General features: G+C 71.6%; 18 protein-coding genes, 3 pseudogenes and 1 riboswitch. Of the genes and pseudogenes, 15 read left to right on the plus strand and 6 right to left on the minus strand.

Translation table 11 applies throughout. The features are described 5' to 3' along the window. The first annotated feature begins 11 nt into the window (after positions 1-11). The 4 genes and pseudogenes from dxs to M2163_RS39145 form a co-directional block, all read left to right on the plus strand. Positions 12-1,914 (plus strand): annotated as a pseudogene (dxs, locus tag M2163_RS39130) (1-deoxy-D-xylulose-5-phosphate synthase). Then, a complete protein-coding gene (locus M2163_RS39135) occupies positions 1,911-3,296 on the plus strand; it encodes an aspartate aminotransferase family protein (protein ID WP_280896356.1) in 1,386 nt (461 codons plus the stop codon). Before dxs ends, M2163_RS39135 begins: the two are co-directional and overlap by 4 nt. Before the next feature lie 77 nt (positions 3,297-3,373). Then, positions 3,374-3,979, plus strand: coding sequence for an XRE family transcriptional regulator (locus tag M2163_RS39140; protein WP_280896357.1), 606 nt, complete (start codon positions 3,374-3,376; stop codon positions 3,977-3,979). Then, positions 3,976-4,092, plus strand: a pseudogene (locus tag M2163_RS39145) (DUF6126 family protein); the annotation flags it as partial. The gene M2163_RS39140 and the pseudogene M2163_RS39145, both read left to right, overlap by 4 nt. Before the next feature lie 19 nt (positions 4,093-4,111). Here the strand turns inward: M2163_RS39145 and M2163_RS39150 are convergent. Further along, positions 4,112-4,909, minus strand: coding sequence for a tyrosine-protein phosphatase (locus M2163_RS39150; protein WP_280896358.1), 798 nt, complete (start codon positions 4,907-4,909; stop codon positions 4,112-4,114). A 206-nt stretch (positions 4,910-5,115) separates the two neighbouring features. On the opposite strand from M2163_RS39150, the gene M2163_RS39155 reads away from it, so the two are divergent. From M2163_RS39155 to M2163_RS39170, 4 genes are all read left to right on the plus strand, one after another. After that, the gene (locus M2163_RS39155; protein ID WP_280896359.1) at positions 5,116-7,191 is read left to right on the plus strand and encodes an alpha-galactosidase; all 2,076 of its coding nucleotides are present in this window, start codon (positions 5,116-5,118) and stop codon (positions 7,189-7,191) included. A gap of 300 nt (positions 7,192-7,491) precedes the next feature. Next, positions 7,492-7,656: riboswitch (cyclic di-AMP (ydaO/yuaA leader) on the plus strand. Positions 7,657-7,660: 4 nt separating this feature from the next. Beyond that, a complete protein-coding gene (locus M2163_RS39160; protein ID WP_280848167.1) occupies positions 7,661-8,602 on the plus strand; it encodes a M23 family metallopeptidase in 942 nt (313 codons plus the stop codon). A 242-nt stretch (positions 8,603-8,844) separates the two neighbouring features. Then, positions 8,845-9,561, plus strand: coding sequence for a DUF6250 domain-containing protein (locus M2163_RS39165; RefSeq protein WP_280896360.1), 717 nt, complete (start codon positions 8,845-8,847; stop codon positions 9,559-9,561). 145 nt (positions 9,562-9,706) lie between these two features. Beyond that, a complete protein-coding gene (locus M2163_RS39170) occupies positions 9,707-10,492 on the plus strand; it encodes an SGNH/GDSL hydrolase family protein (RefSeq protein ID WP_280848165.1) in 786 nt (261 codons plus the stop codon). 455 nt (positions 10,493-10,947) lie between these two features. Here M2163_RS39170 and M2163_RS39175 read toward each other — a convergent pair whose 3' ends face one another. Further along, positions 10,948-11,556 (minus strand): TetR/AcrR family transcriptional regulator, encoded by a 609-nt coding sequence (locus tag M2163_RS39175; protein ID WP_280848164.1) that lies wholly within the window; start codon positions 11,554-11,556, stop codon positions 10,948-10,950. Between the two features lie 49 nt (positions 11,557-11,605). Then, entirely contained in the window at positions 11,606-12,784 is a 1,179-nt protein-coding gene (locus M2163_RS39180; RefSeq protein WP_280848163.1) for a glutamate dehydrogenase, read from the minus strand. A 175-nt stretch (positions 12,785-12,959) separates the two neighbouring features. On the opposite strand from M2163_RS39180, the gene M2163_RS39185 reads away from it, so the two are divergent. From M2163_RS39185 to M2163_RS39215, 7 genes are all read left to right on the plus strand, one after another. Beyond that, positions 12,960-14,159, plus strand: coding sequence for an MBL fold metallo-hydrolase (locus M2163_RS39185; protein WP_280896361.1), 1,200 nt, complete (start codon positions 12,960-12,962; stop codon positions 14,157-14,159). Positions 14,160-14,970: 811 nt separating this feature from the next. After that, on the plus strand, positions 14,971-17,772 hold the full coding sequence (locus M2163_RS39190; protein ID WP_280896362.1) for an ATP-binding protein: 2,802 nt from the start codon (positions 14,971-14,973) through the stop codon (positions 17,770-17,772). Between the two features lie 68 nt (positions 17,773-17,840). Continuing rightward, positions 17,841-18,275 (plus strand): roadblock/LC7 domain-containing protein, encoded by a 435-nt coding sequence (locus tag M2163_RS39195; RefSeq protein WP_123994033.1) that lies wholly within the window; start codon positions 17,841-17,843, stop codon positions 18,273-18,275. Between the two features lie 2 nt (positions 18,276-18,277). Next, entirely contained in the window at positions 18,278-18,649 is a 372-nt protein-coding gene (locus tag M2163_RS39200; protein WP_037716095.1) for a DUF742 domain-containing protein, read from the plus strand. After that, the gene (locus tag M2163_RS39205) at positions 18,627-19,226 is read left to right on the plus strand and encodes an ATP/GTP-binding protein (protein ID WP_007386183.1); all 600 of its coding nucleotides are present in this window, start codon (positions 18,627-18,629) and stop codon (positions 19,224-19,226) included. Before M2163_RS39200 ends, M2163_RS39205 begins: the two co-directional genes overlap by 23 nt. Before the next feature lie 58 nt (positions 19,227-19,284). Next, entirely contained in the window at positions 19,285-19,863 is a 579-nt protein-coding gene (locus M2163_RS39210) for a GAF domain-containing protein (protein ID WP_280848158.1), read from the plus strand. A 57-nt stretch (positions 19,864-19,920) separates the two neighbouring features. Beyond that, positions 19,921-20,520, plus strand: a complete 600-nt coding sequence (locus tag M2163_RS39215; protein ID WP_280896363.1) for a TetR/AcrR family transcriptional regulator — start codon at positions 19,921-19,923, stop codon at positions 20,518-20,520. Here the strand turns inward: M2163_RS39215 and M2163_RS39220 are convergent. The 3 genes and pseudogenes from M2163_RS39220 to M2163_RS39230 all read right to left on the minus strand — a co-directional run bounded on the left by M2163_RS39220 (position 20,517) and on the right by M2163_RS39230 (position 21,860). Further along, entirely contained in the window at positions 20,517-21,107 is a 591-nt protein-coding gene (locus M2163_RS39220) for a GPP34 family phosphoprotein (protein WP_280896364.1), read from the minus strand. The genes M2163_RS39215 and M2163_RS39220 overlap by 4 nt on opposite strands. A gap of 124 nt (positions 21,108-21,231) precedes the next feature. Beyond that, positions 21,232-21,486: pseudogene (locus M2163_RS39225) on the minus strand (MFS transporter); the annotation flags it as partial. An 83-nt stretch (positions 21,487-21,569) separates the two neighbouring features. Beyond that, positions 21,570-21,860 (minus strand): muconolactone Delta-isomerase family protein, encoded by a 291-nt coding sequence (locus M2163_RS39230; RefSeq protein ID WP_280848155.1) that lies wholly within the window; start codon positions 21,858-21,860, stop codon positions 21,570-21,572. Positions 21,861-21,879 lie beyond the last annotated feature (19 nt).

Genomic DNA, 21,879 nt, shown 5'->3' on the forward strand with positions numbered 1-21,879 from the left:
GGGGCCCGAGCGTGACCATCTTGGAGAACATCCGGGGACCACGCGACCTGAAGGCGCTGTCCGAGTCGGATCTGGGTGAACTGTCCGAAGAGATCAGGGAGTTCCTGGTGCACGCCGTGGCCAGGACCGGCGGACACCTCGGGCCCAACCTGGGGGTGGTGGAACTGTCCATCGCACTCCACCGGGTCTTCGAGTCACCGGTCGACCGCATCGTGTGGGACACCGGCCATCAGAGCTATGTGCACAAGATCCTGACGGGGCGTCAGGACTTCTCCAAACTGCGCGGCAAGGGCGGCCTGTCCGGCTACCCCTCCCGCGAGGAGTCCGAGCACGACATCGTCGAGAACAGCCACGCCTCCACCGCGCTCGGCTGGGCCGACGGGCTCGCCAAGGCCCGCCAGGTGCAGGGGGAGAAGGGGCACGTGGTCGCGGTCATCGGCGACGGCGCGCTCACCGGCGGCATGGCCTGGGAGGCGCTGAACAACATCGCGGCCGCCAAGGACCGGCCGCTGATCATCGTCGTCAACGACAACGAGCGGTCGTACTCGCCGACCATCGGCGGCCTCGCCAACCACCTGGCCCACCCTGCGCACGACCGACGGTTACGAGAAGGTGCTGGCCTGGGGCAAGGACGTCCTCCTGAAGACCCCCGTGGTCGGCAACACCATCTACGAGTCCCTGCACGGCGCGAAGAAGGGCTTCAAGGACGCCTTCGCGCCGCAGGGCATGTTCGAGGACCTCGGGCTGAAGTACGTCGGCCCGATCGACGGACACGACGTCGGGGCCGTCGAGTCGGCCCTGCGGCGTGCGAAGCGGTTCCACGGGCCGGTGCTGGTCCACTGCCTCACCGAGAAGGGGCGCGGTTACGAGCCCGCCCTCGCCCACGAGGAGGACCACTTCCACACCGTCGGGGTGATGGACCCCCTGACCTGTGAGCCGCTCGCCCCGTCCAACGGACCGTCCTGGACCTCGGTGTTCGGCGACGAGATCGCCGCGATCGGACAGGAGCGGGAGGACGTCGTGGCGATCACGGCGGCCATGCTGCATCCGGTCGGGCTCGGGAAGTTCGCGGCGCGGTTCCCGGACCGGGTGTGGGACGTCGGCATCGCCGAGCAGCACGCGGCGGTCTCCGCGGCGGGTCTCGCGACGGGCGGGCTGCACCCTGTCGTCGCCGTCTACGCCACCTTCCTGAACCGGGCCTTCGACCAGCTCCTGATGGACGTCGCCCTGCACCGGTGCGGGGTCACCTTCGTCCTCGACCGGGCCGGGGTCACGGGGGTGGACGGGGCCTCGCACAACGGCATGTGGGACATGTCGATCCTCCAGGTCGTGCCCGGCCTCAGGATCGCCGCGCCCCGGGACGCCGATCAGCTGCGGGCGCAGTTGCGGGAGGCGGTCGCCGTGGACGACGCGCCGACCCTGGTGCGGTTTCCGAAGGAGTCGGTGGGTCCCGCGGTGCCGGCGGTCGACCGGGTGGGCGGTCTCGACGTACTGCACCGCTCCCCGGACGTGCCGAACGTTCTCCTGGTCGCCGTCGGCGTCATGGCGCCCGTCTGCCTCCAGGCCGCCGAACTGCTGGAGGCGCGCGGCATCAACTGCACGGTCGTGGACCCGCGGTGGGTCAAACCCGTCGACCCCGCGCTGCCGGGCCTCGCGGCGGAACACCGGCTGGTGGCCGTCGTCGAGGACAACAGCCGGGCCGCGGGAGTGGGCGCGGCCGTGGCACTGGCCCTCGGGGACGCCGAAGTCGACGTGCCCGTACGGCGGTTCGGGATCCCGGAGCAGTTCCTCGCGCACGCCAAACGCGGCGAGGTGCTCGCCGACATCGGTCTGACGCCGGTCGAGGTGGCGGGGCGGATCAGTGCGAGCCTGGCCGTGAAGGCACAGGCCGAAGTCAAGGAGACGGCTGGATGACCACGGAGTTCGACCTCGGCAGACTCCTGGCCGAGCGCGGGGCCGAGCGCTACGAGCTGCACGGGAAGTACCTCAACCACCAGCTCCCGCGCATGCTGCACACCATCGGCTTCGACAAGGTCTACGAGCGGGGCGAGGGCGCCTACTTCTGGGACGAGGACGGCAACGACTACCTGGACATGCTCGCCGGGTTCGGGGTGATGGGGCTCGGGCGCCACCACCCCGTCGTCCGCAAGGCCCTGCACGACGTCCTGGACGCCTCCCTCGCCGACCTGACCCGCTTCGACTGCCAGCCGCTGCCCGGGCTGCTGGCCGAGAGGCTGCTCACGCACACCCCGCACCTGGACCGGGTGTTCTTCGGCAACAGCGGCACCGAGGCGGTCGAGACCGCGCTGAAGTTCGCCCGGTACGCCACCGGCAGGCCCCGCGTCCTGTACTGCGACCACGCCTTCCACGGGCTGACCACGGGCTCGTTGTCGGTCAACGGCGAGTCCGCCTTCCGGGACGGGTTCGCGCCCCTGCTGCCCGACACGGCCGTCCCTCTCGGTGACCTGGACGCCCTGGCCGCGGAGTTGAGGAAGGGGGACGTGGCCGCCCTGGTCGTCGAGCCGATCCAGGGCAAGGGAGTGCACGAGGCGCCGCCCGGGTATCTGCGGTCCGCGCAGGAGCTGCTGCGCAGGCACAAGGCGCTGCTCATCGCCGACGAGGTGCAGACCGGGCTCGGCCGGACCGGGGACTTCTACGCCTACCAGCACGAGGACGGGGTCGAACCCGACCTGGTGTGCGTGGCCAAGGCGCTCTCCGGCGGCTATGTCCCGGTCGGCGCCACCCTCGGCAAGGACTGGATCTTCAAGAAGGTCTACTCGTCCATGGACCGGGTGCTGGTGCACTCGGCGAGCTTCGGATCCAACGCCCAGGCGATGGCGGCCGGTCTCGCCGTCCTGTCGGTCATGGAGAACGAACAGATCGTCGCGAACGCCCGCGCCACCGGCGATCTGCTCAGGTCCCGGCTCACGGAACTGGTCGACAAGTACGAACTGCTCGCCGACGTGCGGGGCCGCGGCCTGATGATCGGCATCGAGTTCGGCAGGCCGAAGTCGCTCAAGCTGCGCAGCCGCTGGGCCATGCTCCAGGCCGCTCGCAAGGGTCTGTTCGCGCAGATGGTCGTCGTGCCGCTGCTCCAGCGGCACCGGATCCTCACCCAGGTCTCGGGCGACCACCTGGAGGTCATCAAGCTCATCCCGCCGCTCGTCGTCGGGGAGCGGGAGGTGGACCGGTTCGTCGACGCCTTCACGGACGTCATGGACGACGCCCACAGTGGCGGCGGGCTGATGTGGGACTTCGGCAAGACGCTGGTGAAGCAGGCGGTGGCCAACCGGTAAGGAGCTGCCCACCGGAAGGGTTTTGCCTCTGAGGCAAGAAATTTGCCGCAGAGGCAAAGGTCCGGCTCAATGGAGGTATGACCTCCCCGGAAGCCTTCACGGAGCTGCCCTCGGTGGCTCCCCAGCTTCGCGCACTGCGCCGGCGCGCCTCCCTCACCCTGGAGGCCGCCGCCGGTGCCGCGGGCCTGTCGCCCGCCCATCTCTCCCGGCTGGAGACCGGACAGCGCCAGCCGTCGCTGCCGATGCTGCTCGCCCTCGCCCGTATCTACGGTACGACCGTCTCGGAACTTCTGGGCGAGACGGCCGCCGACCGGGACGCCGTGGTGCGGTCCGCCGACATGGAACCGACCGTGGCGGGCGGCTGGACCTACTTCCAGGCGGGCGCCGCCGGCCGTGGCATGCAGGCCCTGCGCGTGCAGGTGCCGCACGGCTCCCAGGGCGACATGGTGCGGGTGCATCCCGGCGAGGAATGGCTGTACGTCCTCAAGGGCCGGCTGCGGCTGCGCCTCGGGGACACCACACACCGGCTCGGCCCGGGGGACAGCGCGCACTTCGACTCGCTGACCCCGCACCGCATCGCCGCCCAGGATCCCGACGGCGTCGAGCTCCTGTTCGTCCACACCCTGTTGCAGAGCCCCACGGCCACGCTGTGCCTGGGCCCCACCCCTGGAGAGACGCCATGAGTGACATGGAGGAGAAGTTCCCCCGCGCCCTGTGGGTGCGCCTGATCATCTACCTCGCCGTCGGCCACGTCTTCGCGGCCTTCATCTACCTGCTCTTCGAGGGTGGGCGCCGGGCAGTAGCGGCCGTACGGCTCAGTCGAGCAGGCGCTCCCGCAGCCGCTCCCGGCGCTCGGGAGTCAGGCCGAGGCCCTCCTCCAGATAGGTCTCGACACCTCCCCAGGTCTCCTCGATCGTCTCGAAGGCCGCCGTCAGATACTCGGCACGTGCCTCGAAGAGGGGGCTGAGCAGCTCCATGACCTCGGGGGAGTAGGCGTCGGCGGAGGTGCTGGTGCGGCGGACCTTGTAGCGGCGGTGCTTGGCGTTCGACTCCAGGTAGTCGGCGATGATCGCCTCGCGCTCCACCCCCAGGGCGAGCAGGGTCACGGCGACGGACAGGCCCGCGCGGTCCTTGCCGGCCGCACAGTGCATGAGGGCGGGCACGCTGTCCGCGGCGAGGGAGCGCAGCACCTCGGAGTGCTCGGCGGTGCGCTCCTTGACCATCGTGCGGTAGGAGTTGATCATGCGCTGCGCGGCCTTGCCGTCCCCGAGGAGCTCGCGCAGCTGCTCTATGTCGCCGTCGCGGACCATCTTCCAGAACCAGGTGCCCTCGGCCGGATCACTCAGCGGCAGGTTCACATTGGTGACACCCGGCAGGTCGACGTCGGGCCCCTCCAGCTTCTGGTCCGCCGCGTTGCGGAAGTCGAAGATCGTGTGCAGGCCGAGGGAGGCCAGGAAGGCCGCGTCGTCCTCGGTCGCGTGCGCGAGGTGACCGCTGCGGAACAGCACTCCGTACCGCACCCGCCGCCCGTCCACTGTCGGCAGTCCGCCCACGTCACGGAAATTGCGGACACCTGCCAGGTCGGGTTCGGTCGACGGGATCTGCTGCGTCACGGGGGCTCCTCCCAGCCGGACTCCGCCGACGCGGCTCGTCGACGGGGCACGCTCTCGACGATACGACACGGCTTCCTGGGGTGATGAGTTGTCCACAGGGTCGGCAATGACTTGTCCACAGCCATTGCAGCCAGGGCCTTGGCCCTTGATGATGTTGGGGCCTGAGCGCACCTGTTGGCACCTGTTCGAATCTGTGAGGAAGCACCATGCTGGAGATCGCCGAGAACGGCCGTACGTGGATTCTGTCCGGGCCGGCCAGCAGTTACGCCCTGCACCTCACCGCCGAGGACGAGCTGCTGCATCTGCACTGGGGTCCGAGGATCGCCCTGGCCGACGCGGAGGCCCTCGCCGTCCGTCCGCTGCCCGAGTACTGGCCCTTCGAGTCCCCGCTGGACGGCCGCGAGGAGTACCCCGTCGAGGGCGGCCCCCGCTTCACCCGGCCCGCCCTTTCCGTGCGCACCGGCGAGCGGCGCGGCACCGAGTGGAGCTTCGAGGCGTACGACACCGGGGACGACGAGCTGCGGCTGCGGTTCCGCGACGCCGGGCTGGCCGTCACGCTGCGCTACCGGATGCGCGACGACGTCCTGGAGCGCTGGGTGACCCTGGACAACCAGGGCCCGGAGCCGGTCGAGCTGCTGCGTGCCGACTCCGCCACCTGGACCCTGCCCGACCGCGAGGACGGCTGGCGGCTGTCCCAGCTGCACGGCCGCTGGGCCGCCGAGTCCCTGCTCACCCGGACGCCGCTGACCTACGGCGAGAAGGTCATCGGCAGCCGCCGCGGCCACACCGGGCACCAGCACCTGCCGTGGGTCGCGCTCGACACCGGGGCCGCCGAGGAGGCCGGCGAGGTCTACGGCGTCGCTCTCGGCTGGTCGGGATCCTGGCGCATCTCCGTGGCCCAACTGCCCGACGCGCGCGTGCAGATCACCGGCGGCGCCGGACACGACGACTCGGGCCTGCTCCGGCTGGATGCCGGGGAGTCCTTCACGACACCCGTCTTCGCCGGTCTGTGGAGCGACGGCGGCTTCGGCGGCGCGAGCCGTGCCTGGCACGCCTACCAGCGTGCGTACGTCATCCCGGACGCGGACCAGGACCGGCCCGTGCTGTTCAACTCCTGGGAGGCCACGAACTTCGACATCTCCGAGGAGCAGCAGGGCACCCTCGCCCGGCGGGCCGCGGCGATGGGTGTCGAGCTGTTCGTGGTCGACGACGGCTGGTTCGGCGCCCGCACCAGCGACCGGGCCGGGCTCGGCGACTGGGCACCCAACCCCGACCGCTTCCCCTCCGGCCTCAAGCCGCTCGGTGACCACGTGCGCGCGCTCGGCATGCAGTTCGGCATCTGGGTCGAGCCGGAGATGGTCAACCCGGACAGCGAGCTGTACCGCGCCCACCCGGACTGGGTGCAGTACCAATCTGGACGTAAGCGGACGGAATTTCGCAATCAGCTCGTACTGAACCTCGCCCGCGAGGATGTGCGGGAGTACCTGTGGGAGCAGCTCGACACCCTGCTCTCCTCGGCCCCGATCGACTACGTGAAGTGGGACTTCAACCGCTGCTTCACGGATGCGGGCTGGCCCGGCGAGCCCTACCCGCAGCGCCTGTGGGTCGACCATGTGCGCGGCTTCTACGCCCTCCTGGACCGGTTGCGGGCGGCGCACCCCGGTGTGGCGTTCGAGTCCTGCTCGGGAGGCGGGGGCCGGATCGACCTCGGGGTGCTCAGCCGTACCGACCAGGTGTGGACCTCCGACAACACCGACCCGCTCGACCGGCTCGCCATCCAGCACGGCTTCAGTCAGATCCACCCCGCGCGCGTGATGGCCGCCTGGGTCACCGACAGCCCCAACACGCAGCTCAACGGACGGGTGAGCTCGCTGCGGTTCCGGTTCGTGAGCGCGATGGCCGGAGTGCTCGGGGTCGGCGGGGACCTCGCAGAGTGGACCGAGGAGGAGCTGGCCGAAGCCGGTCGCTGGGTGGCTCTGTACAAGGAGATCCGGCCCGTGGTGCAGCGCGGCGACCTGTATCGGCTGCGGCCTCCGCGGGGCGGGCAGAGCGCGGTGCAGTACGTCCTCGGGGACGAGACCGTCGTCCTCGCCTGGCTTCAGGCACAGAAGTACGGCGAGCCCGTGCCCGCGCTGCGGCTGCGCGGACTCGACCCGGACGCGTCGTACGAATGCCTTGAAACGGGCGAAGTGCACCGAGGGGGCGTACTGCTGCATCACGGACTTCGCACCGGCTTGCGCGGTGACCTCGATGCGACGGTTATCCGACTGCGTCGGCTCTAGGGTTTCTGTCCGAATTGGCTGCTTCCGCCCAACTCCGCCCGGCGTGCGGGTTCCTGTGAATTCGTGACGTGAGGAGCGTCATATCCGTGACGGTGTGTCGCCCGTCATGTTCACGTAATTCGCAGGGTTATCAAGGGGATTCGAGGGGGTGGAGGGCGTCCGATCCACGCAGGGTGACCGGTAAATCTCACAAGGGATCAAGTAAAACGCTTTCCCGCGCAACCTCTCACTTGTCCCTTTGCGTCTTGCTCGTTTACGTTCGCCACCGATCCGGTCGGACGCCCAATCCTGCCGCCGAACGGATTCCCCACACCCACTCACCCGTGCACGGCAGGAGCGGGGGACCCACAGGTAAAACGCCTGTTCCGGTCTCCGGAACGGCTAGGGGTAAAGCCGCGTCTCGGCGCGGCCGGGCATCTCCAGCCCGCACCCGACAGCTCACCTCGCAGGCGCCGGAGAGGAATTCGCCATGCCCGCGAAGGGTAAGCACCGCCGCCCGAAGTCCCAGCGCTTCACCCGCTCGATCGCCGTCGCCGGAACCGGGGGTGCCGCGCTCGCCCTCCCGCTCATGGGGGCCACCGGCGCGCACGCCGCCACCCCGCAGTCCGTTTCGGAAAAGGCCGTTCAGTCGCTTCCGGTCACGCAGAAGTCCGCCGAAAAGACGGCCGCGAAGAAGTCCGCCGCGAAGACCGCGACCGTGCGCACCTATTCGGTGCGGGCCGGCGACTATCTCTCGAAGATCGCCGACGAGCAGAACGTCAGCGGTGGCTGGAAGAAGCTCTACGCCGACAACCGTGAGGCCGTCGGCGACGACCCGTCGTTGATCCACCCGGGCCTCAAGCTCTCGATCGGCAAGAAGGCCAAGACGAGCGCGCCGAAGACGCGGTCCTCCGCTTCGTCCTCCGCTCCCTCCTCCGCGAAGACCGAGAAGGCCGAGCCGAAGAAGGCCTCCTCGAACTCCACGACCGCCACCCGGAGCTCGGACACCACCAGCAGCTCCAGCGGGTTCACCCTGCCGGTCAGCGGTGCCACCGTCGGCACCGGCTACCGCGTCGCGGGCAGCATGTGGTCCAGCGGCTACCACACCGGCGTCGACTTCGTCGTCCCGACCGGCACCTCGCTCAAGGCCGTGGGCGCGGGCACGGTCGTCTCCGCCGGCTGGGGCGGCGCCTACGGCAACCAGGTCGTCATCAAGCTGGCCGACGGCTACTACGCGCAGTACGCCCACCTGTCCCAGCTCTCCGTCTCGGCCGGCCAGGCCGTGACCGCGGGTCAGCAGGTCGGCCTCTCCGGCGCGACCGGCAACGTGACCGGCCCGCACCTGCACTTCGAGATCCGCACCACGCCGGACTACGGCTCCGACGTGGACCCGGTCGCCTACCTCCGCTCCAAGGGCGTCGCCGTCGGCTGACGACCCCCCTGCGCCACCGAAGGCCGGACCCCGATCCCCGGGTCCGGCCTTCGGTGTTCGCGCGGCCGTACCCGGCTGCGTCTGCCTGCGTCTGCCTGCGCCGCCATGATCGCTTCGTTGCGTTCTTGTGGCGGCCGCGCCCTGGGCGTCGACAGGCGGGGGAGGGGCGGGGCACAGTGAACTCCGTTGCTGCGCAAGCGCTTTCTAAAGGGTCCAGTCCCTGCACGGAAGGAACCGTCGCCATGACGACCACGCGTAGAGCCTTCGGGGTCCTCGCCGCCGGTGCCGCCCTGACCGCCCTCGCCCCCGCGGCCACCGCGAGCGCCTCGCCCCGCCACCGCCGCCTCGTCGCCCACGACGACTTCCGCCACGGTCTCGGCCGCTGGGCCGTCGAACTCGAGCAGGGCGGCACGGTCACCGCGCGGCGCGGGATCCTGGAGGTCGATGTGCCGGCCGGTGCGACGATCTGGTTCAGGCAGCGGCTCGAAGGGCCGTACGTCCTGGAGTACACCGCCGTCCCCGTGTCCGCGGGCGGGGTCAACGACCGGGTGTCCGACCTGAACAACTTCTGGAACGCGGTCGACGTCAGGTCCCCCGACGACCTCTTCGCCACCCACCGGGGCGGGGCGCTCGCGGAGTACGACCACCTGAAGACCTACTACTCCGGCTACGGCGCCAACTACAACACCACGACACGGCTGCGCCGTTACGTCGAAGAAGCCGGGGTGCGGCCCCTGATCCGCGACTACACCGAGCCGTTGCTGGTCGCGAACGAGCCGAACCGGGTGCGGATCGTCTCCGACGGCTCCAGGGTGCAGTGGTGGAACAACGGGCGGCCGGTCTTCGACTACACCGACCCGGAGCCCTACACGAGCGGGCACTTCGCGTTCCGGACGACCTGGAGCCACTTCAGGATCAGTGACTTCAGGGTGTGGCGGTCGCAGCGTCAACATTCCTGATGAGAGGGCTATTCCTCAGTTGGCCAACACTTTAGGAGTGGCTTATCTCACCGACCGTCAAGTCCTTCCTACGGTCGCGTAGGTCACATTCGAAGGTGAATCATGAACGGCTGTGGCAGACGATTCGAAGAATGACAGCAGCTCAGTGATCGGGTCGTACGTGGCGGTGGGGGACAGCTTCACCGAGGGCGTCGGCGACCCCGGCCCCGACGGGGCGTTCGTCGGCTGGGCCGACCGGTTCGCGGTGCTTCTCGCGGACCGGCGGCCCGAGGGCGACTTCAGGTACAGCAACCTCGCGGTACGCGGGAAGCTCCTCGACCAGATCGTCGAGGACCAGCTTCCGCAGGCCGTCGAACTGGCACCGGACCTGGTGTCGTTCTGCGCCGGCGGCAACGACATCATCCGGCCCGGTACCGATCCCGACGAGGTCGCCGAACGTTTCGAGCGGGCCGTCGCCCGGCTCACGCAGGCGTGCGGCACGGTCATGGTGACGACCGGCTTCGACACCCGTGGTGTGCCCGTGCTCAAGCATCTGCGCGGCAAGATCGCCACGTACAACGGACATGTGCGGGCCGTCGCCGACCGGTACGGGTGCCCGGTGCTCGACCTGTGGTCCCTGAAGACCATCCAGGACCGGCGGGCCTGGGACAACGACCGGCTGCACCTGTCTCCCGAGGGGCACACGCGCGTGGCGCTCCGCGCGGGACAGGTGCTGGGCCTCGAGGTCCCGGCCGACCCGGACCAGCCCTGGCCGCCGCTTCCCCCTCGCGGGCCGCTGGACGTGCGGCGGGACGACGTGCACTGGGCGCGGGAGTTCCTGGTGCCGTGGATCGGACGCCGGCTGCGGGGCGAGTCCTCCGGGGACCACGTGACCGCCAAGGGTGTGCTCTCGCCGGACGACATCAAGACGCGGATCGCATCGGTGGCTTGAGGAGCGGGCGGGGTCGGCCTCCGTGTCGGGCCCGCGTCTCCCTGGGGCGCGGGCTGGGCGGGCGGGGCGGGCGTCTCGTTTGCGTGCGGTTTCTGGGTGGGCCTTGCGGCGTGCGGCGGCTTGAGGCGTGCGCGGTGCTGGTGTGCCTGGGCGGGGGTGGGGTGTGTCGGGCGTTCGTGGTTGAGGCGTCTGGCGGGCGGGGGGCTGTCCCGGCTGCGTGCGGTTTCTGGGTGGGCCTTGCGGCGTGCGGCGGCTTGAGGCGTGCGCGGTGCTGGTGTGCCAGGGCCGGGCGGGGTGTGTCCGGCGTTCGTGGTTCGCGCCTCTGGTGAGCGTCCCGACTGCCTGCTGTTGCTGGGCGGGGCTCGTGGCGTGAGATGGCTGAGGTGTGCGCGGTTGCTGGTGCGGCGGGGTGGGTCCGGTGTTCGTGGTCGGGGCGTTCGGCGGGTGTCCCGGTGCTACGCCGGCTTCGTTGCGTCCAGTCCGAGCTCCCGGGACAGCGCCTCGTCCACCCACTCCTGGGCCCGTGACCTGGGCACCGCGCCCGCGTAGGACGTCAGCTGGACGGCCAGGCCGTCCAGGAGGGCGGTGAGGCGCAGGGCGGTGGCGGCCGGGTCCGGGCAGTGGAACTCGCCCGCGGTGACGCCCTCGGCGATCACCTCCGCGAGCGCTGCCTTCCAGCGTCTGTCGAGGTCACGGGTGACCTCCTGGAGCGCCGGCTCGCGCAGGGCCACCGCCCAGCCCTCGATCCACAGGCGCCAGCCCTTGGCCTGGCCCGTCGGGGCGTACCAGCGCACGGCCGACCTGAGCCGGCGCAGGGCACTGGTGCGGCGGCCGAGGAGCTTGCGCAGACGTGCCAGGTCGTCCTCGGCGGCGTAGGTGAACGCGGCGGCGACCAGCTTCTCCTTCGTGGAGAAGTGATAGAGGACCAGGGCGTTGCTCACCCCGAGCGCCGAGGCCACGTCGGCGATCCGGACGGCCGCCACGCCCCGTGCCTCGATCTGCTCGATCGCGGCCCGCAGCAGCTCCTCGCGCCGCTCGGCCACTGTCAACCGCACTCTCGCCACAAGGTCACCCTAATCCGTTCGCCTGTGCGGTAGCGCGGTACCGGCCAGGTCAGCGGTACCGGCCGAACCGCTCGGCGATCACCGGCAACCGGTCCGCGGCCAGCGCGTGCGCGGCGGCCCGCGGCGAGATGCCGTCCGCCTCGGCGCGGGCCAGCACCTGCTCGACCAGGGCACGCATGGACCGCCGTACGTGTGCGAAGGCATCGTCCGCGTCCGCGCCGATGTCGCCGAACAGGGTCCACCACCACCAGGCGTTCGTCCCGGAGTTGACCACCACGTCCGGCAGTACGGTCACCCCGCGCGCGGCCAGCAGCGCCTCCGCCGCCGGCCGGACGGGCATGTTGGCCGCCTCGACGATCCAACGGGCCCGGACGCGCTCCTGGTCGGAGCTGTCGATCGCGTACGAGACCGCCGCGGGCACGAGCACCTCCACATCGAGCGACAGCCAGGCATCACCGGGCAGTTCGCGGTCGGCGGGGCGCAGGGCGGAGCGGTCCACGGTGCCGTGGGCATCACGTGCGGCCAGCAGCGCCTCGACGTCGAGCCCGTCCGGGTTGAAGACCGTGCCCTTGATGTCGGCGACGGCCACGACCGTGAGCCCCGCGCGCGTGAGGAAGCGGGCCGTCGCCCCGCCCATGGTGCCGAGCCCCTGCACGGCCACGCGCGTGCCCGCGTACGGCACTCCCGCCGCGTCCAGGGCCGCGAGCGCCGACTCCGCCACCCCGCAGCCGCCCGCCAGCGCGTCCAGCCCGATGCCGTCCACCTCCACGGCGAACGCGTCCGCGAGTCGCCGACGGGCCGCCGCCTCGTCGTCGAGCAGCGGATAGACCGCCTGGATCGAGGAGACCAGGCCGGCCTCCGAGGCCGCCCGGTCCACCAGATCCTGGCTGAGACCGAGGTCCTCACCCGTCGTCCAGAAGCTCTCGATGTACGGCCGTACGGCGCGCAGGTAGCGCACGAGCAGGCCGTACGCCTCCGGATCCCGGGGGTCGCAGTCGATGCCGCCCTTCGCCCCGCCCAGCGGGACGTACCGCGCCTCGGGGTCGTAGTGCAGGGCCTCCTTCATGGTCATGCCGCGGGCGAGCCCGGTGACCTCCTCCAGCGTGCAGCCCGGCCGCATCCGCAGGCCGCCGCTGGCGACACCCCGCACCAGCCGGTCGACGACCAGGAAGCCCTGGCGGCCGGTGACGTGGTCGGTCCAGGTGAGCGACAGCAAGGGGGTGGTCACGGGGGCTCCGCTGCGGTGGACTGTTACTGAACGGGGAGTCAGTATTGGCATCCGGGTGCACCCTGTCAACGTGATCGGCTCCGACGGCGTCCTCAGGGGTGTGACCGGGCGGACCCCGGCGCTGTCAGTGGGGCGGACCATAATGGATGCCTCAGCGACTCCACCTGGAGGTACCGTGACCGGCTTCCGTCCCCTGAGCTCCGGGCTCCGCGCGCTGCAGCCCGCGGCCTTCGGTGCGGACCCGAGCGGTGAGCGCATGGCGCGCATCCGCAGATCCCCCCACTTCGCCGACGGTGTCTTCCAGAACCCCGGCGGCATCGCCAGGACGCGGCCCGAGGGGTCGGCGCTGGAGTTCGCCAAGATCTTCTTCGACAGTGACGGACGGCAGCAGCGGGCTCCCGAAGGCCGGATCCCGGTGCACGCCACGACCCTCGCCGACCTCCACAAGCCCCCTGCCACCGGTCTGCGGCTGACCTGGATGGGGCACTCCAGCGTGCTCGCCGAGATCGACGGTCGGCGGGTGCTGTTCGACCCCGTCTGGGGTGAGCGGTGCTCCCCGTTCCCCTTCGCCGGGCCCAAGCGGCTGCACCCCGTGCCCCTGCCGCTCGCCGCGCTCGGACCGGTCGACGTGGTCGTCATCTCCCACGACCACTACGACCACCTCGACATGCCCACGATCAAGGCCCTGGCCGGGACGGACACCGTCTTCGCCGTACCGCTCGGGGTGGGGGCCCATCTCGAGCACTGGGGAGTGTCCGCGGACCGGCTTCACGAACTGGACTGGCACGAGTCGACCCAGGTCGCCGGGCTGACGCTGACGGCCACCCCGGCCCGGCACTTCTGCGGACGGGGGCTGCGGAACACCCAGCACACGCTGTGGGCCTCCTGGGTCGTCGCGAGCGGGGAGCACCGGATCTACCACAGCGGTGACACCGGGTACTTCGAGGGGTTCAAGGACATCGGCGCGGCCTTCGGGCCCTTCGACGCCACGATGATCCAGCTCGGCGCCTACTCGGAGTTCTGGCCTGACATCCACATGACGCCCGAGGAGGCCGTGCGGTCCCATCTGGACCTGCAGGGCGGGGACGCGGCGGAAGGGGTGCTGCTTCCGATCCACTGGGGGACGTTCAACCTCGCGACGCACCCCTGGGTGGAGCCCGCGGAGCGGACGATGCAGTTGTCCCACAAGGCGGGGGTCGCCATGGCCACGCCGAGGCCGGGGGAGCCGTTCGAGCCGGGGGCGGCGCCGGTGGTCGATCCCTGGTGGCGAGGGGTGGCGAGGGCGCCGGCCGGGGGGTGGGTCGAGCTGCCCGCGGGTGTGGGGGAGCGGGAGGCCGTGGTCGAGGGGGAGCGGGAGGCTCTGGCTGAGGGGTGAGGTGGGGGCGGGGGGTGGTGCCGGTTGGGGGCCGGGGTGGGGCGCGGTGTCGTCCAGGGCGGGGATCGGGAGCCGGCGGGTCCCCGGGCGCGCATTGAGGGACGTTGAAGTCTGCGCGTGGGACCGCGAGCTCTTGTGGGGTGCCCGGGTCGGGGCGGTCGGCCGCCGCGGATAGGGCACGGTGACGTCCGTATGCGTACCGGCGAGGGGGGTCGGCGAGCCGTTGGTCAGGGGGCCGCGGCGGTCCGAGGCCAGGTGCGTCGACACAGTCAGTGACGGTCCGGAAGGTTCGGGCCAAGGCTCTGGAGGGGTGTCGTGGGGTCCTGCCGCGCCCGGGGAACGGGGTGAGGTGGCGATCGAGGTGCACATGCGCCCTGCGCCCTCGGCGGTCGCGCCTGACCGGTTCTGACCAGGGCTGATCGGTATTCACTCGTTCGGGTAAGCCCGGCCGGTCGGCTTGTCGTTCTGTCGTGCGAACCCTCATACCAGAGCGGGACGCTCCGCGGGGGAGTTTGTCAACTGCCGCTCGCACATGATGCGTTGGCGACTACTGTGAGTGTCCGCCGGGCGACGAGGTGTTGAAGTCTTCGGTTCTCTCGACCGGTACGCCATGACGCATGCCCACGGCGAAGAGCCGAGGTGCGGGGAGGAGGGAGGCGACGCGCCGGTGACCGACGACCATGCCGCCGCGCGAGCCGCCCGGCACCCCGCCCCGAAGCCCGTAGGGGCACGGGCCGGAGCCCGCCGACCCGGGCCGGCCGGCCCGGAGCCCTCCGGCCAACAGGACCGACGGACCAGTACAAGGACACCGATGTCTCACCTCCGCGCACCGGCCGCACGCGCTGACCGCCGCGAGGGCGGGCGGCACGGGCGGCCGGTCGCCCGCCCCGCCCCCTCGCTGCCTGAGACGCACATACGGCCACAACTGCTGCGGCTGGCCGTGCTCCCGCCGGTCGCGGTGGCCCTCAGCGGCTGTGCGGCAGTCCTGTTCACCGTCCGCTCCACCGAGGCACGACCCGGCCTCATCCTGTGGGGAGTCCTGGCGGGCGCGGTCTCCGTGGCACTCGCCGCCATCCTCATCGCCGCCGTGGCGGCCGACCGTGCCGCGAGGACGGTGGGCGACCGCGTCGGCGCGTTGCGCCGCAGCAGCGCGCGCCGCGAGGCGGACCTGCGCGCCCTGGTCGAGGGGCTGCGCCGCGGTGAGATTCCGCCGGGGCGCACCCCGCGCAGCGGTCCACCCGGCGACGCCGACGAGTTCGAGCTGCTCGCCGCCGATCTGGCCCGTGCCCACGACGGGGCCGTCACCGCCGTCGTCCAGGCCGCCCAGCTCTCCAGCCAGGCCGGCAGCGAACAGAAACTGGAGGTCTTCGTCAACCTCGCGCGGCGACTTCAGTCGCTGGTGCACCGTGAGATCTCCATCCTCGACGAGCTGGAGAACGAGATCGAGGACCCCGATCTGCTCAAGGGGCTCTTCCACGTCGACCACCTCGCCACCCGGATCCGTCGCCACGCCGAGAACCTCGCCGTCCTCGGCGGGGCCGTCTCGCGCCGGCAGTGGAGCAATCCCGTCTCGATGACCGAGGTGCTGCGTTCCGCCATCGCCGAGGTCGAGCAGTACTCACGGGTCAAGCTCGTGCCGCCGATCGACGGAACCCTGCGCGGGCACGCCGTCGCCGACGTCATCCACCTGCTCGCCGAACTGGTCGAGAACGCGACGGTGTTCTCGGCGCCGCACACCCAAGTGCTGTTGCGCGCCAACCTCGTGACCTCCGGGCTCGCCGTCGAGGTCGAGGACCGCGGGCTGGGCATGCCGGTCGCCGAACAGCACCGGATGAACGCCCTGTTGTCGGATCCGGACCAGGTCAACGTGGCGAGTCTGCTGGCGGACGGGCGCATCGGACTGTTCGTGGTCTCGCAGCTCGCGAAGCGGCACGGGATCCATGTGCGGCTGCAGAGCAACATCTACGGCGGTGTCCAGGCCGTCCTCGTCGTACCGCAGGCACTGCTGGGTTCGGCGCCGGGGGCGGTCCGCGCACACCCGCCGGAAGCCGCGGGCACGGGTGGGGGCGCGGGGGCGGCCGTGGCGCCGCAGGGTCCGGGCCGGCCGCGCTCCGGACACGAGGCACGGCACCGGGGAGTTCCCGCGGACCCGCGTCGGGAGTCCCGGGGCACCGAGGCCGGCCCGAACGGCAGTACGGCGCCGACGGCGACGACCGGCACGGCGGTGCCGGTGGGGCAGGGCGCCCGGCACGGACGCGACGGCCGTGGGCCGCGGCTCCTGAACGGGAGCGGTCGCGCGCCGGCTGGTGGCGCAGGAGGATCCGTCGGAGACGGGCCTGCGCCGGACGGCGGCGGGGCCGTGTCGAGGAGTGCGGGACGTGGGCCCGGCGGCAGGGAGTCCGTGCCCGGTGGTGAAGGGCACTTCCTGAACGGCGGCTCGGGGGCACCGGGCAGCGGAGGAAGCGTTCCGAACGCGGGCGGGCGCCCGTCGGGCGGGGGCGGAGCCGGTGCGTCCGGCGGCGCTTCTCCCGAGGGTGGCCGGGTGCCAGGTGACGGCGCGCTGTCGAGTGGCGGCGGGGCCCTGTCGGTCGGTGACGGCGGTGCTCTTGCGCCTGGTGGCGGAGGTGTGCCCGGCGCCCAGGTGGCCGGTGGGGGGATCCAGGCCGGTGGCGGCGGGGTTTCTCCGAGCGGCGGGCCGGCTGGTGTCAGTCCGGTGGTGCCTGGGGGTGACGCTCTGGCGGGTGACGGTGGGCCCGGTGGGTCCTCCCTGAACGAGGGCCCGACCGTACCCGGTGGAAACGGGGCGGTGGGCGATCGGCAGCGCGGTGGCGGAAGCGGGGCGAGCGGCGCGCGCTCCGGGCGTCCCGCTCCGCTGCCCGTGCGCGGGGCCCGCGGGACACGGCCCACACCCGCCGAGGCCGTGCCCGGGATCAGGCCCGACGACCGGCGGCTGGTCGCGGAGCACGTGACCGCGCCGCCCACCCCGAGGACCGGGACCGTGCGCGGCACCATGGGCAAGCCCCAGCTGCCCCGGCGTCGCGCCCAGGAGCACATCGCACCCCAACTGCGTGGCGGACCGGCCCCGCGGCAGGACACCGAGTACGTGGCCGGCCACGACCCGGGGCTGATGGCGGCCTTCCAGCGCGGGATCGGCCTCGCCGAGGCCCAGCAACACCTGGAGCAGGAGGACGGTGAACCGGCCACGTCACCGCCCTTGCCGCTGCCCTCACCGCGTACGGAGGCCGACCACATGGGCTCGACACCCACGGGTTCGACACCCACGGGTTCGACACCCACGGGCCCGACACACATGGACGCGGCACACATGGACTCCGCCTACACAGGTGCGCCAGGCACCGGCACAGCCACCGGCACCGGCTCCTCCGCCTCCGTCCCCCTGGAGTCACGTACCGCCCCGTCCCCCCACCCGTCCGCCTCCTTCGACTTCGACCTTGACCTCGATCAAGGCGCGAGCCACATGGATGCCGCGCCCACGACCGACGCCGCCGCCACTGACGTAACCCCTATGGAGCGGCCCCACATATCCCAGGCGCACGGCCTCGATCACGACCGCACCACCCCCCGGCACGACGGGAGCGCACCCGCCGGATGACCACCCCCGCGTACACCCCACCCCCCAGCGCTCCCGCAGACCTTCGTACCTCAAGGAGTCGATCCACCATGGCGAGCGAAGCGCCGACCGGCCATGTATCCGACCTCGACTGGCTGATGAGCGGCCTCGTGCAGCGCGTGCCGCACACCAGCAGCGCGGTCCTGCTGTCCTGCGACGGGCTCGTGAAGTCGGTCCACGGGCTCGACGGGGACAGCGCCGACCACATGGCGGCCCTGGCCTCCGGTCTCTACTCCCTCGGCCGCAGCGCGGGCGTCCGCTTCGGCGACGGCGGAGACGTCCGCCAGGTCGTCGTCGAACTCGACTCGACGCTGCTGTTCGTGACCACCGCCGGCTCCGGCACCTGTCTCGCCGTCCTGGCGGGACGCGAGGCCGACGCCGCCGTGCTCGGCTACGAGATGGCGATGCTCGTCAAGAGCGTGCGCCCCTACCTGGTGACCGCGCCCCGGCAGCACGCCGTCGAATCCCCGGCGATGAGGCCTTGAGCGTGGCGGCGGCCGGCGACGGGCCCTGGCTCGACGACGCGGCCGGGCGGCTGGTGCGGCCCTTCACGGTCAGCAACGGCCGCACCCGGCCGTCCATCGCGTTCGACCTCCTGTCGCACGTGATGGCCACCGGTGCCACCCCCATCGGCTACCTCGGCCCCGAGCACGCGCAGGCGCTCGACCTGTGCCGCGCGCCCGTCTCGGTCGCCGAGGTCGCCGCCCATCTCAAGCTGCCGGCAGTGGTCACCAAGGTGCTGCTGTCCGACCTCGTCGACTGCGGGGCGCTGACCACCAAGCCCCCCGAGTTCACCCACAACCCGACTGACCGGGCTCTTCTGGAGGCAGTGCTCGATGGACTACGACGACAGCTCTGATCCCTTCCCCACCGCACTGAAGATCCTGGTGGCGGGAGGGTTCGGGGTAGGCAAGACGACCTTCGTGGGCGCGGTCAGCGAGATCGCCCCCCTCAGCACGGAGGAACTGCTCACCACGGTCAGCGCCGCGACCGACAGCCTCGACGGCATCGAGAACAAGGTCGAGACGACCGTGGCCATGGACTTCGGCAGGATCACCCTCGATCCGGAACACGTCCTCTACCTGTTCGGCACGCCCGGCCAGGAGCGGTTCTGGTTCATGTGGGACGAACTCTCCGAGGGCGCGCTCGGCGCGGTGATCCTCGCCGACACCCGCAGACTGGAGGACTGCTTCGCGGCCGTGGACTTCTTCGAGCAGCGCGGCCTCGGATTCATCGTCGCGATCAACGAGTTCGACGGGGGGTACCGCTACGACCCCGAGGAGGTCCGTGCCGCGATCGACCTCCCGCCGGAGATCCCGATCGTGCGCTGCGACGCCAGGATCTCCAGTTCCGGTGTGCAGACCCTGCTCACCCTCGTACGGCATCTCATCGCCCACAGCCCGGCGCCCGCGCCGAGCCACGGCGCCCACATGTGATCCCCGCATACACCGCCACGGAGCCGCATATGACCGACGTCCACAGCGACGGCCGCCCATGAGCTATGACCCACCGCGCCCGGCCGGCCGGCTGCTGCTCACCCCCGAGGACAAGGAGGCCCCGGACCGGGCGCGACGGCTGCACCGGTTAGGGCTGGGGGAGCATCCGGAGCCCGCGCTCGACGCCTTCGCCGAGCGGCTCGCCGAGCGCACGGGGGCGCCGTACGCGATGGTCAACTTCCTCGGCGAGAACCGGCAGTTCTTCGCCGGTCTCAGGATTCCCGCGGCCCGGCCCCCGGCGGACGGCGAGGAGGCCAAGCCGGAAGTGGGCCGCTATATGGCGCGCGACCATGGGTTCTGCCCCCATGTGGTGGCCCGGCGCAAGGCGTTGGTCCTGGAGGATGTCCGTGACTACCCGCGGTTCGCGGGCAACCCGGTCGTCGACGAGTTCGGCATCCGTTCCTATCTGGGTGCCCCGCTCATCGACTCCACGGGGATGGTGCTGGGCACGGTGAGCGCGGCCGACGTGAGGCCGCGGACCTGGGGAAAGTCCGGTCTGGAGACCATCAAGTCGTCGGCCGCGGAACTGGTCGCCCGTCTGGAGCGACGGGAGGCCGACGGGCTCCCGGTGCTGTGACGGAGGAGACGGTCCCGTCCCTAGCCGACCGGTCTAGTACCTCCGTACACTGGGTGTGTGGGACGCACCAGTGACGCCCGTCAGAAGATCCTCGGTGCCGCACGCTCGCTCATCGAGGGGCGCGGCTACTCGGCGCTGGGCGTGGCCGAGATCTGCAAGGCCGCCGGCGTGCCGAAGGGCAGCTTCTACTACTTCTTCGAGTCCAAGGAGGCCCTGGCGCTCGCCGTCGTCGACGAGCACTGGGCGGCTCAACGGGCCGAATGGGAGAGCGCGTTGGGCGCGGACGAGGCCCCCCTGCGACGGCTGCGCGCCCTCTTCGAGCAGACCGAGGCCGGCCAGCGCGCCGTCCAGGACGGCTGCGGCACGGTGTCGGGCTGTCTGTTCGGAAACCTCGCCCTGGAGCTGAGCAACCATGCCGAACCCGTGCGCGGACGGCTGCAGGAGATCTTCGACGCACAGGTCGACATGGTGGAGGCGGTCCTCGCCGAGGCCCGGGACCGCGGCGACGTCACCGCCTCCGACACACAGCGGGCGGCGCGGGCGGTGGTGGCCCAGCTGGAGGGCCAGGTGATGTTCGCCAAGCTCTACAACAGCCCCGAGCGCCTGGGCGCCCTGTGGGACGACTGCCGGGCGCTGCTGGGGGTCACCGGCTCCTAGTAGCCGCGCCAGACATTGTCGAAGGCGGCGTCCTCGATGACCTTCCGCTGGCGCACGGCCTCCAGCTCCATCACCGCGTCCCCGACCGCGGCCAGCACGGCGGCCACCTCGTCGGCGGGTTCCCCGGCCGGTTCCTCGCCGATCCCGGCGGCGGCCGCCAGGGCGGCGAGGACGGGTTCGCCCGCGTCTCGCCGCTCCTCGGCCTGCCGCCGGGCGGCCGAGTCGACCAGCTCCGTCCGGCCCGTCCGCAGCGGGATCCGCCGGCCGCGCCGCCGGGACGTGAGCCCGATCCGCTCCAGGTCGTCGACGTAGGCCGCGGACAGTCCGCGCCCCCGGCGCCACAGCCAGTCCTCGACCGACTCGTACGGTTCCTGTCGTACGAGCGTCCCGGCCGCCTCGTCCAGGAGGCGGTCGCCCGTGGGGGCGGGGGCGTTGGGCAGGATGCGGTCGCCGTCCAGGACGAGGGCGTGGGCGTCGAGGAGGTCGAACAGCTCGGCCCCCGCGAGCGCGAGCGAGAGATCGCCCTGCTCCACCGGCTTGTCGGCGGCATCGAGGGCGACGATCGCGAGGTCCCGTGCGGTGGTCATCAGCGGCTCCACGTCGGTTTGGCCGGACAGGGCGGGGCGGTATTCAGGGTCGGCCGTGGTGGGCCGGGTGCGGCGGCGTGTGCCCGGGGCCCGCCACCATGGCCGGGGTGCAACGGTTCGGTGCTCAGGGCCCGGCCCTGGTGGACCGGGTCTCCCCGTTCGATTCTCGCTGTTGATCGCGGACCGTGTGACCCGATACGACGATGTGGTGCGGGAAGCCGATCCGCAGTACGCCGGCGGTCACGGCCGCGAGCAGGACCACCAGAGCGGCCGACAGCAGCGCCGAGTGGTGGCCGTGGCGCAGCAGCGGGGCCACGGCCGGCGGACCCAGGATCTGTCCGACCGAGTATCCGGCGGTCAGCAGCGCGACCGAGCGCGGGGGTGTGGACGAAGCGCCCGACCCCCATGGCAGCCGTGAGGGCGGCCGCGGCCCGGGTGAGGTGACCACGGGGGACGGAGTGCTCACTTCGTGCCGGGGTCGTTGGGGTGCGGCTGGAGCGGGGTGACGGTGAGGGTCATCCACGGGCGCAGCGGCAGACTGCCGAGCACCTTCGCGTGGAGCTCCTCCTCGTCGGCGGCCCGCCACACGCCGATGCTGCGCAACTCGCCCACCGGGCGCCACAGTCGGGCCAGATGACCGGTCGCGGCCAGTTCCCGCGCGCGGACGGCCTCGGCGGCCCGTCGCCGGTCCACCTCCTCCTGTCCGGTGCCCTCGGGGACGGTGGTGGTGATCTCGACCAGGAACTCTCGCACGGTGTCCTCCGTTCGTCGT

The organism is Streptomyces sp. SAI-135, from assembly GCF_029893805.1.
GTDB lineage: Bacteria > Actinomycetota > Actinomycetes > Streptomycetales > Streptomycetaceae > Streptomyces.

Coding starts and splice junctions, on each gene's coding strand:
- M2163_RS39135 (WP_280896356.1), top strand. CDS start 1,911: ATGACCACGGAGTTCGACCTCGGCAGACTCCTGGCCGAGCGCGGGGCC.
- M2163_RS39140 (WP_280896357.1), top strand. CDS start 3,374: ATGACCTCCCCGGAAGCCTTCACGGAGCTGCCCTCGGTGGCTCCCCAG.
- M2163_RS39155 (WP_280896359.1), top strand. CDS start 5,116: ATGCTGGAGATCGCCGAGAACGGCCGTACGTGGATTCTGTCCGGGCCG.
- M2163_RS39160 (WP_280848167.1), top strand. CDS start 7,661: ATGCCCGCGAAGGGTAAGCACCGCCGCCCGAAGTCCCAGCGCTTCACC.
- M2163_RS39165 (WP_280896360.1), top strand. CDS start 8,845: ATGACGACCACGCGTAGAGCCTTCGGGGTCCTCGCCGCCGGTGCCGCC.
- M2163_RS39190 (WP_280896362.1), top strand. CDS start 14,971: ATGTCTCACCTCCGCGCACCGGCCGCACGCGCTGACCGCCGCGAGGGC.
- M2163_RS39195 (WP_123994033.1), top strand. CDS start 17,841: ATGGCGAGCGAAGCGCCGACCGGCCATGTATCCGACCTCGACTGGCTG.
- M2163_RS39205 (WP_007386183.1), top strand. CDS start 18,627: ATGGACTACGACGACAGCTCTGATCCCTTCCCCACCGCACTGAAGATC.
- M2163_RS39210 (WP_280848158.1), top strand. CDS start 19,285: ATGAGCTATGACCCACCGCGCCCGGCCGGCCGGCTGCTGCTCACCCCC.
- M2163_RS39220 (WP_280896364.1), bottom strand. CDS start 21,107: ATGACCACCGCACGGGACCTCGCGATCGTCGCCCTCGATGCCGCCGAC.